The sequence below is a fragment of the Mastigocladopsis repens PCC 10914 genome (assembly GCF_000315565.1).
GTDB classification, from domain to species: Bacteria; Cyanobacteriota; Cyanobacteriia; order Cyanobacteriales; family Nostocaceae; genus Mastigocladopsis; species Mastigocladopsis repens.
This window is the reverse complement of sequence record NZ_JH992901.1, coordinates 4,299,770-4,312,296: the sequence shown is the minus strand read 5'-3', so window position 1 is coordinate 4,312,296 and position 12,527 is coordinate 4,299,770. Positions and strand designations below refer to the sequence as shown.

Genomic DNA, 12,527 nt, shown 5'->3' with positions numbered 1-12,527 from the left:
ACGAGTAAGACGTTACTTGCTCACAAAGGAAGATGTGTTATGAGAATTAAGGTTGTAGTAAGCACTCTTTGCGCTTACTACAAACTCATCATTCGCGACCGAGAACCGTTGCAACGGTAGATTTTATTGAATCTCCTGCATCTTTTAATGTTTGTGTCAATGGTTCCTGAGTATGCAAAAACATTTTCGCACAGTTGCGTCCCGGTAAGCCAGAAATGGAACCACCTGGATGAGTTCCTGCACCCGTGAGATATAAATTCTCAATCGGAGTTTTATAATTAGCCAACTCTGGTAGAGGACGGAAGCACAGCATCTGTTCTAGAGTCATATCAATGTGGTAATAGTTGCCCTTGTAAGTTCCCAGGCGTTCTCCGAGTTCCGCCGGACTTTCCACATGACGGGCGATGATCGAGTGTTTGAGATTAGGTGAATACTCTGCCAGTTTAGAAATCACCTTATCAGCAACTTTGTTTTTCAATTCATCCGTCCAGCCTGTCCCTTTCAACCCCGTACCTTCTGCACCGGCAATTTGATAAGGGGCAAAAAACTCAATCCATAATGTATGCTTGCCTTGAGGTGCCATTGAGGGGTCAAGTCCTGTAGGCATCACCACATACATTGAAGGGTTCTCATCGGGAATTTTACCCAAAGTAATCTCACTATGAGCTTGTTCCACATGGTTCATAGAATCTGCAATCAGAATAGAACCAATGAGATACTCATCTTTGTGTTGGTGATGTTCAAAGCGCAGCGGTTCGGATAAAGCACAATCTATTTTGAGAATTGTTTCGTTATTGTTGATGATGCGGCGATCTAATCGGTCGCGCAAATTCGCATCTGCGCTATCCACATCGCTTGTATCCATGAGTTGCAAAAACAACCGCTTGGCATCAAGACTTGAGATGACACCTTTGTTAGCACGATATTCTTTGCCACCTGCAACTCTCACCCCGACAGCTTGATTATTATCCACTAAAACTCTTTCAACCTTTTGGTCGGTGAGGATAACGCCACCAAGACTTGTCACACACTTTACTAAAGCTTCGCTGAGTGCGCCAGTACCGCCGCGTGGGCGTGCCATACCGGGGTTATGGCGCAATGCCAACATCATTGCCCCAAAGGACATCGCTTTTTGGGAGGGAGGTGAACTCAGTTCCGCAGATAGTCGCGCAAGGGGTGCTTTGACAAATTCAGAATCAAAATACTCGTTGATATTGTCTATCGGACTACTAAGCAGCGTGCGAATTAAATCTAGAGTTGTGTTGGGACCCCCCAGAATTGAGAAGAAGTCTTGCAGATGTTTTAGACCGTAGTTACCAGCAATGTCAACAAGTGACTTCGGTGCTGCGTTGAAAAAGGGCGTCACTGCTTTCACAAACCGTTGCCAGAAGTCAATGTATTCGGCGTATTTTTGGGCATCTCTCTCACTGTAACGGGCAATCTCCGCACAAGTCTTTTCCACAGACTTATGAGCTAAAAAATACTTGCCATCGGGATGGGGACAAAAGGCGACTGGATCACAGGAAAGATATTCCAAGCCGTACTTGTGTAATTCTAATTCTTGTATAACTGGACCAAGGAAAATAAATAGGTGATTAATAGCGCAGGGGTTGAATTTAAAACCAGGTGCTTCTTGCGGCATGAGTTCTTCAGTTGTCGAACCGCCACCGGGTATTGAACGCGCCTCCAGGAGTAGGACGCTGTATCCAGCTTTGAGTAGATAGGCGGCACAAACAAGTGCATTGTGACCAGCGCCAATAATCACAACATCATACGCTTCCATAAGTGCAACTTCGGGAGTAGGGTATATTCCCAGATATTAGAAAGGTGTTAAGAAGTATAAATCTTTCGGCGGTTATAATTAAATATTAAGCATTTATGTGATTTAGTTTTTGTTTGCCTTCAATCCGCAGGCGGATGCTAACCACTGATTACCCAGCGTCTTTGAGCAACTATAATCACTGCGTTATTCATTCGCAAACGTATAACTGTAGCGCGACCAATAGCTGTCAGACCTTCAACTCTTGTGCCCTCAGGATTCCATGCAAAATGGTCTGACCATTACAGATAAACACTGATTTACACACATATCGTATCTGTGTAAATTTCGTGTCCATCAGTGGTTTTATATAAAAAAATCTACTTTTGCAAGAGTTTGCTCGTCATAGAACAAGCTTTTCTGCCCCAGTATGGAAGAGAGGAGAAAAGGCTTCATACCCCTTCTCCCAATATTAGGAGAAAAGGTATGAGGGCTAGTCTTTTACTCAAGATGACCAATATTAATCTTAAGTTTAAGTTGCCACTGATGCGGCATACTGTACACCCTTTGTAGATAAGGAATTACCTAGGATAAATATGGGTTCTAGGTGCTATTCCTGGATTGACAATTGCTGCCAACTCTTCTTCAGACAATTTGCTGATCTCAGTCTCCAGTTCTTCAACCGTGAAGTCAAAGCCACGCTCTTTAGCAATTGTGATGAAAGCTTCTGGGTTAGTTGCAGCTTTGAGTCTTTGCTGTAATGCCTGATCTTGTCTGACGGCTTTGAAAAGTTGGGCTGCGTTGTTCTGTGTCATAAACAGTCCCTCTGGTATGTTAAATATCGGATTTGAAAGCGTAGTAATTTAACTCCTATAGTTGAGTCAAATGCATAAAGGAGCTATTAATTAAGGTTATACACTTCGATATTGAACCAGAGAAAAAAATGTATTATTGATTCTGAAAAAGAAATATAAGTTCACGCTTAGTAATTAGGTAGCCCGTGAAAGCATAAATAATACCTATATCTATGTAGACAAGATACGACCGCAATTTTGATTAGCAGGAACCGCTTCCATCATCTTTTTAGGAAAGTCTAACTTTAGATTTCCCATCAATTCAATAAAGCTATGACGCTCATGGTTAGCAAATCTTGGGTTGCAACGTTTTTCTTCGCCAATTGTGGAGACAGTACAACCTTGATAGTCATGACCGGGATAGACCAGAGTTTCATCAGGTAGAGTAAATAGCCGCTGTGTCACAGAGTCATATAAAGTACCAGCATCGCCGCTTTGAAAATCAGTCCTGCCGCAACCTCGGATAAACAACGCATCACCCGTCAGAACACGCTCTTTGCTAACTAGATAGGCTAGGTGAGCATTTGTATGACCAGGAGTGGCGATCGCCTCAATCACGACTGACCCCAACTGCAAGATTTCTCCATCTGCAATATAGCGGTCTGCACAGACAGCTTCTGATCCAACCGGAAGAATTGCTTCACAACCAGTTGCAGCTCGCAACTTGCCTGTACTGGTAACGTGATCGGCATGGATGTGAGTTTCTAAACAATAGCGTAGAGAAAGTTCTAGTTGTTGAAGCAGCTGGCAATCCCGCTCAAATTGTTCTAAAACTGGATCGACGAGGACAGCAACCTTCGTTTTGATATCGGCAATTAGGTAAGTATAAGTACTTGATTCCTTGTCAAATAACTGGCGAAATAGCATAACACTTCCCTAGCTTTTCACATTAAACAGTAACGAAGAAGAAATGAAACAGTTGTTAACCACTCACTTTATTAGGTTTTAAACAATGTGTAGAGACGCGAAATAGCTTTGTTTAACGAAGCTATTTCGCGTCTCTACACAATCAGAGCTTAAGTTCCTAATCGATTCGTGATACCTTACCCTAGTAATTAATTAATCTTAAACACCGACCCAACTGTTGACTTAATCGAATCCCGTGCATCCCTAAGTGTCTGTGCTATGGGATGCTTATTCTGCAAAAAGACTCGCGCACAATTGCGTCCGGGCATTCCTGAAATTGAACCGCCTGGATGAGTTCCCGCACCTGTGAGGAACAAATTCTCAATTGGGGTTTTGTAGTTCGCTATCTCTGGCAAGGGACGGAAAAACACCATCTGATCCAAGGTCATGTCAATGTGGTAGTAATTTCCTTTGTACGCGCCCAATCTTTCTCCTAGTTCCGCCGGGCTTTCCACGCGACGGGCGATCAGTGCGTTTTTCACATTTGGCGCGTAGTCTGCTAGTTTATCAACCACCCTGTCTGCAACTTTATTTTTCAGTTCATCCGTCCAACCTGTACCCTTCAAACCCGTGCCTTCTGCGCCTGCAATTTGATACGGGGCGAAAAACTCAATCCACACGGTATGCTTGCCTGGTGGTGCCATTGATGGATCTAACATTGTCGGCACAACCACGTACATTGAGGGGTCGGAATCTGGAATCTCTCCTAAGGTACATTTACTATGTGCCTGTTCAACGTGAGCAATAGAATCTGCAATCAAAACAGATCCAATGAGATATTCATCCTTGTGTTCGTGATGTTCAAAGCGCGGCGGTTCGTTTAAAGCCAAGTCAATCTTGAGAATAGTTTCGTTGTTATTGACGATGCGGCGTTCTAATCTTTCTCGCAAATTTGGATCAGCTGCATTCACATCGCTATCATCGATCAATTGCAAAAATACCCGCTTGGCATCAATATTTGATATTACCCCGTCTTTAGCACGATATTCAGTGCCGTTTGCCACCCGCACACCAACAGCACGACCATTATCAACCAAAACTTTCTCAACGTGCTGATCAGTTAAGATAACGCCGCCTTTACTTGTCACCAACTTTACTAAAGCTTGCACCAATGCACCAGTACCGCCACGGGGTCTTGCCATACCGGGGTCATGACGCATCGCCATCATAATTGCACCAATGGCAATGGTTTTTTGCGAGGGAGGCGCACCTAGTTCGGCTGCAAGTCTTGCCAAAGGCGCTTTCAGAAATTCTGAATCAAACCACTCGTTAAGAATATCTTCAGCGCTGGTCAACATGTTGCGAATAAAGTCCAGCGTCTTGTTAGGAGAACCAATGACCGAAAATAAATCTTTCAGCTTTGCGATGTCGTAATTGCCAAGAATATCTAAAACTGACTTTGGCGGCGCGTTAAACATGGGAACCATTGCACCTATTGCCCGCTGCCAGTAGTCTGTATATTCAGCATATTTTTTGGCATCGCGTTCACTGTAACGGGCAATTTCTGCACAAGTTTTTTCTAACGACTTATGACCTAAAAAATACTTCCCGTCGGGGTGAGGACAAAAAACAACTGGATCGCACTCCAGATATTCCAAACCGTACTTTTCCAGTTCTAATTCTTGTACGACTGGTCCTAAGTGAATAAACTCGTGGTCAATGGCACACAAGTTAAACTTAAATCCAGGAGCTTCTTTTGGCAAACATTCCTCTGTTGTCGCTGCACCACCAGGAACAGAACGCTTTTCTAATAGCAAGACGCTATAGCCAGCTTTCAGCAAATAAGCGGCACAAACTAGCCCATTATGTCCTGCTCCAATAATTACAACATCATAAGTTTGCATAATTTATTTTTCGGGAAGTAGATATACTCCCGATTTTAGAAAGATGTTGATACCTTTACATCATTCGGCAGTTATAAAAATTAACCTTTAGGTATGATTTATAATGATGTTACTGTTGGTAACAGGTAATTGCTCTTAGGCGCTAGTTTAGTGGTTAGTGATAGTTCTTGACAAAGAACAGCGGGAGTATACCACAACTCCCAACTCATAATTAACTATTACTTGCACTAGCAGGTATTTGCCTAACATGAGCGTCTACCAAAAGTGTCACAGTGCCTTTTTGCACTTCCATATTTTTGACACGCAATACTACATCATCAAACTCAAAGTATGGTAAATTTACCAGTTGTTTTACCTTCTGCATTAGGGCAACAACAACTTCGAGTGAAATCCCTTCCCCTTGAGTGCAGTTGAAATTTTCTAGCATTATGGGTTTGTGTTTAGTGCGTGGACAAACCTGTGCAGTGAAACTTACTGGGCGAGCATTCCCTTTTTCTTTTAACAGAACCTTTCCCGTAAACCCTATCTTACCATTAGCTAGTAAATGAATTTGGATTTCTTGTGGCTGTAAACATACAATTTCACCTTCTACATTTAACTCAAAGTTTTGCATCTTGCTGCGAACAAAATCTGAGGTCAATGCATGGTTAATATCTGTTTCTGTAAGTACAATACGAGCAGTGCTATTGATTGGATGATTCAGTTCTACTTGACCAAAAATAGCACTTAAAGGATTCACAGCAACGCTATCTGTTTGCAGTTTTATGTCCTGCACACGGATGCCTCGCATTACCAATCCTTGACCTGTTACAGAAACTCCATCTGCCTGTCCCTGAAATATTTTCAGCAGGTCTGTTTGTACATCTACGTCTATTTTTTCTGCTCCATCGAGCTGTTCAGAAAGTCGCCTTTCGGCTTCCTGGGAAAGCATCTGCTCCTCTAACCGTTGCTCTTGTGACATGAATTATTTATCTCCTCGCGTCCTTTTACTGCTTAATTTTGACGCTAAAAACTCAGAATAGTATCTACATCAAGATATAAAAGAAGGAAGATATAAAAATCCTATCATTGGATAATAAACGAACCACATGAGGCAACAAAGAACATAGAGGAAGAAGAGGAAAATACTATCTGTGTTAATCTGTGTGCATCTGTGGTTCCTTAATCTTTACACCTTGAGCAATAGCTACAAATACACAAAATTATTTGCCTTCTTCATCTCTTTAGTAACAACCATCCGCACACCCCCAGAGGGAACAATCGTAATGCCACGACGTACTGGACGCACTGGACGATTGTCAGCCAGATTTAGTTGAAAACGTGATAAAATTGTTGCTACTACTAATTTCAGTTCATACATAGAAAATGCTGCACCAATACATCCACGATAACCGCCACCAAAAGGGAAATATTCATAAGGCGAAAATTTCTGGTTGAGAAATCTTTCTGGTTGAAACTTTTCTGGTTCAGGGTAAGTTTCTGCACGTCGATGTGCTAAATGAATGGAGGGAACTAAAACTGTCCCTGATGTAAATGTATGACCAGCAATTTCTACTTTATCTTTTACCATTCGTGGTGTGCAAATCAAAGCGATGGGGTGAATTCGCAGTGTTTCCTGACAGACAGCGCTGAGGTAAGGTAATTGAGTCATAGCTTCAGGATTGGGTGCATCTCCTAAAGTATTCAATTCCTGCATCAGCTTATCTTTTACCTGAGGATGAGAGTGAATTAAATAAAACACCCACGCCAAGACTGGTGCTGTTGTTTCATATCCTAAAAGTAGCAGAGAAACTAATTGATCGCGTAACTCTTTATCTGTCATCTGCTGTCCGTTTTCGTCATGCGCCGACATCAGCAAACTCAAAATATCTGTACGCGAAGCATCATTAGATAAACGCCGTTCGGAAATCTCTGCATAAATCAGTTTATCAATTTCCTCTCGCCGTCTGGTAAAATTTCCCCAAGGACTCCACGCACCTAAATCTTTTTGTAGTGGCGGGAAAAAAAACAAGGTAGAGTACAAAGGTTTAGTCACGTCTTCTAACAAAGAACTCAGCAGTTCTTTTAATTTTTGATAACGCCCACCGGGACTCATACCAAATACCACTTGCAATATAATTTGCAAAGTGATATCAGGCATGACTTGTTGCATAGAAACAGATGTGCCTTGTGTCCAATTTTGTGTGACTTCTTCAGTGATTTGGCAAATGGCTTGACCGTAATCCTTCATGCGATCGCCATGAAAAGGTGGCATTAATAACTGCCTTTGACGATTGTGCGATCGCCCCTCTTGCAACACAATTGAATTTGCCCCAAACAAAGGCTCAAAAACATGAGTTGCCTTCTTAAAATCTAACTCTTTCGCTGGAATCGCAAAACAATCAGCAATAGCTTCAGGACTACTAAAAAATACGACTGGCGGCGAATTTATCCCTAATACTCGCACCGTAAATATGTCGCCATAGTTGGCAGCACAATCCTCTAAAAATTTTGTTGGATTAACAATTAATCGTAGTGTTTGTATTAAAGAAACCATCATGATAAAACTTCAGATATTTCTCTTTCCTGGCTCAAAATGTAGTAGGTAGGACATATGCCCTACCTACTACTGTGCCGAAAACTATACCAAAATCCTATTTTTAAAAAACTCAACCTGCGATAGATTCCAAAATTTGAGATTTGACGGTGTGCTGATTTTTAACAACCATTTGGATAGGACGTTCCAGTCCTGTCACCAAACCACGACGTTTCGGTCGCACATCACGATCATCAACCAGCCCCAATTCCAACCGCGAAAGGATTTTTGCCAGTACAACTTTCATTTCAAACTGGGCAAAGGCTAAACCAATACAGCGCCTTGCACCGCCCCCAAAGGGCAAATACTCATAAGGGGAGAATTGCCTTTCCAAAAAGCGTTCTGGCTTAAACTGCTTGGGTTGGGGGTATAAATCCTCACGCTGGTGCGTCAGATACATAGAGCCAATCACCAATGTATCCGGTTCCAGTTCGTAGCCACATAGCGATACGGCTGTTCTCACCACCCGTGGAAACGTCAGCATAGCAACAGGGTAAATCCGCAAGGTTTCGCAGCAAACAGCATTGAGGTAGGGTAACTTAAAAATGGTACTAGGGTCTGGATTTTCACCCAACTTATCAAGTTCCTCTAGCAGTTTTTCCCGTACTACTGGCAGTTTATGAATCCAGTACAATGCCCATGTTAGGGCTGTCGCCGTGGTTTCGTGACCAGCAAACAGCAGCGTCATCAACTCATCACGTAATTCCTCGTCGGTCATGGGTTGACCGGCTTCATCTGTTGCTGTCATCAGCAAGCTGAGGATATCTGTGCGAGAGTCGTCTGCTTGCTCTCGACGTTCGTTAATTTCCTCGTAAAGGAGTTGGTCAGCTTGCTGTTGGCGGCGCATTGCCTGTCCCCAAGGACTCAACGGACCAAAATCTTGTTGTAGAATGGGAAAATAAAGCATCGCAGCACTCAACCGAGAACTTCCCTTTTCGAGCATGGCAGACAAACGTTTCTCCAGTTCTTGAGCGCGTGGACTGTTATATAGTCCAAACACGGCTTGCATAATCGTCCGCATGGTAATGGTTTGCATCGCAGACCTGACGCTGAAAGGTTTGCCTATCTGCCATTGGTTGATGATTTCCTCTGTGATATTGCCAATCACTTGACCGTAGTTTCGCATCCTGTCACCATGAAAGGTCGGCATTAACAATTGCCGTTGACGCTGGTGCTGCGCCCCGCTTACAGTGATCACAGAGTGCTTTCCTAGAAGACTTGCAAAAATCTGGTTCAACTCACCGGAGGCTTCAAACTGCTTTGTATCGCTTGTTAAAATCTCCTGCAATGCCTGGGGATTACTAACGAACACTATAGGCGAACTATTGCTTTGTAACCGCAGGCTAAAAATATCCCCATACCGCTGGGCGCACTCTTCCATAAAGGACATAGGGCTGAAAACCCAGCGAAGCATTTGTACAAAGGCAGGGCTTTGTGGACCATTTGGTAGTTTCATAAATTTTTTGTGAGTTAAAATTTTTTGCTACTGAAACTACCTTAAGATAAATTCCTGACATTGCCTTTCAATATTTAAGCTAATTATCTTAGCGTTACTAAACAGTAATAAACTGTAACAACCTGAAAGTTGTAAAATTTTTATTAAATTGAAGGAGCATGTATAGTGTCTCCTCAATACTTGAAATAAGGTACTCAGCATGACAGCAATCACCCCAAAGGCAACTGCAGCATCTCCCGATTTTTGCGAAGGAATTCAATACTTTGGTCAAGCAATCCCAGGTTTTGAAACTTATGGTGGAACACCTGTCATAGAGTCGGGCAAAGTAGCAATAAAAGACCCCACAGATCCAGCAGCCGCCTTCCAAACCTTACTTGCTGCCGACGCTTTGCGCTACCTGATACTGCAAGTCACCGCAAGTAAAGCCTCTGGACACCCAGGCGGTTTTGCGTCTCAAGCGGAAGCTTACGCAGCGCTTGTCATGCTCGGTTACAAGAACATTATCACCGAAGTGGGACACCATGCCCCTGGATTTTATAGTGCCATGTTCTTGGATCGTTCGCTAGAGGACATGGGAATTTTTACAGTACAACAATTGCGCGATCGCTTCCGGGAAAAACACGGACTTCTTGGACACCTTAGCGGCTACATTCCCGGTATTCTCGCACCCGCAGGGCCTTTGGGACAAGGGCAACACTTTGCAATGGCAGCAGCACGGCTGCACAAAGACAAGCTTTTCCCTTTCACCCTGGGCGACGGTGGACTCGGTGAACCCTACATCATGAGTTCAATGTCTCACTTCCACACCGCTTTCGGTGGTGTGACCAACTTCTTGCCAGTGTTGGTGTGGAACGGTTACAGCCAGGAACACCATAGCATGGTTTCCCTCAAAACCAATGAACAAATGATGGCTTACTGGCATGGAAACGGTTTTGAAGAAGTTGTGTTAGTCGATGCCAAAGACTTTGATGATGCAAATCAACCAGGTGATTACGTTGATAGTACTGCCTTTTCCTTTGAGCAGCGGCTAGCCTTTACCAAAGCTGTGTTAATTGGTGTGGATGAAGCAGCGCGATCGGCACTGAGTGGTCAGCTGACCGTATTTATCATTAAACAACTCAAAGGTGCTGGAGTGCACGCACGAGGTGCCAAATCTCACAACCTCTACGCCAAAGACACCCTGGATGCACCCCATATTATAAATGCGTTAAAAGAACGCGCCTTGCCTCCAGAAGTTTGGCAACTGGTACGGACAAACTGTGAACGCGCAGGCGGAGGTCCAGCAGCGAAGACAGTTGTGACAGAATTTGAATATGAGTTGCCAGAATTAGGCGAATTGCCTTTAGAAGAATATCCCGTAGGTGGCGAACCAAAAGTTTCCACCACATCTATGGGAAGATTGGTGGGAAAAGTTGGACAGATAGATCGCAACTTCCTTGTCACCAACGCCGACGGGAACGAAGCATCTGGTATTGCCAACATCAACCAAGCACTCAAGATTATTCACCCCACCACCGACGACTTATACAACCAAGCACCAAACGGACAAGTTTACGAACCATTGAGTGAAGATGCTTGTGCGGGGTTAGCTGCTGGTTTATCGTTGATGGGTGCGCGGACTTTGTGGTGTTCCTACGAATCTTTTGCCATCAACGGTTTACCAATTTGGCAAACAGTCACGCAAGCAATGGCAGAATTGCGGCGTCCTACTCCCTCGACTATTACTTTATTTACTGCCGGGGCATTAGAGCAAGGGCGCAATGGTTGGACTCACCAACGTCCAGAAATTGAAGCTTATTTTGCTTCCTTGATGCGGAATGGCAATGTGTTCCCATTATTCCCTCCCGATGCTAACAGTATCCAAGTGTGTTATGAGTGGGCCCTGACGACTAAGAATAAGGGAATTGTGATTACTGCGAGTAAGTCGCCATTGCCAATTCGCACCACTTTGGAACAAACTCGTCAAGCTTTGCGCGATGGTGCGTTAGTGTTGCAAGAAGTTCCTGGAGATAAAAAAGTTGTGTTTGCCGTTATTGGCGATATGACATTAACACCAGTATTTGAAGCTGCTGCTTTATTAGAACAACAAGGTATTGGTACAAGAATTGTTTCTGTTATTAACCCCCGTCGCTTGTATCGTCCCCACGATACCGCTTGGGATACTTGTTCTGAACCCGATGGCGGTTTCTTGGAAGATGAGAAATTTGCCGAATTGTTTGCTGGCGATGCACTCATTGGTGTGACGGGTGGCGCTTCGGCGATGCTGGAACCCATTATGCTGCGGAGTACCAGCAAGCGTGATACCTTCGCGTGGAAGCGTGGAGAGACGACAGCGAGTGCAGGTGAGTTGATGGCGTTTAATGGTTTGACTGCACAGGCGTTGGCGAAGCGGGCACAGGAGTTAGTGGGTTAAGTTGCAATACGGTTCAGTTAAGGATTTTTGGTGAGATTCGGTCAGGTGTAGAGACGCGCCATGGCGCGTCTCTACATTGTGTTCCTGATAAGGGTTTTGGTCTTATCTGAACCGTATTGTTCATTGACACTCTCACCTTCAAGGCTTCGCCTGTGAAGGGAGATTCTTGCTTCAACAGGTTTTTCTAGCCCACTGTGGTATAACCAGTTAAAAACTCTCCCACAGGCACTGACCCCGACAGATTCCCCTCCACAAGCATCTGTTTTACTACCACGGGCTGCCCGACCGCAGTCACAAAATACTTATTCTGATGTATCGTTTGTCTGATTCACAACATTCGACCCCCCTGTTAATCAGGTATTTCTTTTTGGTGATGCGAGTTGTCTGGTGGAGAAACACCAATCTTGCCTAACCCTAACTTTTTTGGTGGCAAGTATATTCTACTACACCAAGGTATTGCGAAGCCATGTTTTTTATTGGTCGCAATTCATCTCACCGTTAAGGCGAAGCCTGTAACGGGAGATGAATTGCGACATCCAAGATAGACTTCTTGCAAAAATACGATTTATGAATTTTTGAACCACAGATGGACGAGCCAGCGCCTTGCGGTGAGAAGTTGCAAGGAGGGTTTCCCTCCGGGCAAACTGAGCGCAAAGCGCACGCTACGCGTTAGCAAAGCTCCTCCGCAGGAGGCACGGAGGGTTCCCCCCGTTGTGGCGA

8 protein-coding genes are annotated in these 12,527 nt (G+C 44.0%); 1 reads left to right on the top strand and 7 read right to left on the bottom strand.

Translation table 11 applies throughout. The annotated features are described in order from the left end of the window. Positions 1–88: 88 nt before the first annotated feature. From crtO (MAS10914_RS0121210) to MAS10914_RS0121180, 7 genes are all read right to left on the bottom strand, one after another. Positions 89–1,783: a beta-carotene ketolase CrtO gene (gene crtO / locus MAS10914_RS0121210; RefSeq protein WP_017317953.1), complete on the bottom strand. Its 1,695-nt coding sequence runs from the start codon at positions 1,781–1,783 to the stop codon at positions 89–91. A 557-nt stretch (positions 1,784–2,340) separates the two neighbouring features. After that, entirely contained in the window at positions 2,341–2,574 is a 234-nt protein-coding gene (locus tag MAS10914_RS0121205; RefSeq protein ID WP_017317952.1) for a Nif11-like leader peptide family natural product precursor, read from the bottom strand. 210 nt (positions 2,575–2,784) lie between these two features. Continuing rightward, positions 2,785–3,480, bottom strand: coding sequence for an MBL fold metallo-hydrolase (locus MAS10914_RS0121200; protein WP_017317951.1), 696 nt, complete (start codon positions 3,478–3,480; stop codon positions 2,785–2,787). Positions 3,481–3,668: 188 nt separating this feature from the next. Further along, positions 3,669–5,363 carry a beta-carotene ketolase CrtO gene (gene crtO, locus MAS10914_RS0121195; RefSeq protein ID WP_017317950.1) on the bottom strand — a complete coding sequence of 565 codons (1,695 nt, stop codon included), beginning with the start codon at positions 5,361–5,363 and terminating at the stop codon, positions 3,669–3,671. Positions 5,364–5,574: 211 nt separating this feature from the next. Next, complete coding sequence (locus tag MAS10914_RS0121190; RefSeq protein ID WP_017317949.1) at positions 5,575–6,324, bottom strand: LmeA family phospholipid-binding protein; 750 nt, start codon at positions 6,322–6,324, stop codon at positions 5,575–5,577. Between the two features lie 225 nt (positions 6,325–6,549). Next, positions 6,550–7,902: a cytochrome P450 gene (locus MAS10914_RS0121185; RefSeq protein ID WP_017317948.1), complete on the bottom strand. Its 1,353-nt coding sequence runs from the start codon at positions 7,900–7,902 to the stop codon at positions 6,550–6,552. Between the two features lie 109 nt (positions 7,903–8,011). Then, a complete protein-coding gene (locus tag MAS10914_RS0121180) occupies positions 8,012–9,394 on the bottom strand; it encodes a cytochrome P450 (RefSeq protein ID WP_017317947.1) in 1,383 nt (460 codons plus the stop codon). 199 nt (positions 9,395–9,593) lie between these two features. On the opposite strand from MAS10914_RS0121180, the gene MAS10914_RS0121175 reads away from it, so the two are divergent. Beyond that, positions 9,594–11,807, top strand: coding sequence for a phosphoketolase family protein (locus MAS10914_RS0121175; protein WP_017317946.1), 2,214 nt, complete (start codon positions 9,594–9,596; stop codon positions 11,805–11,807). The last annotated feature ends 720 nt before the right edge of the window (positions 11,808–12,527 follow it).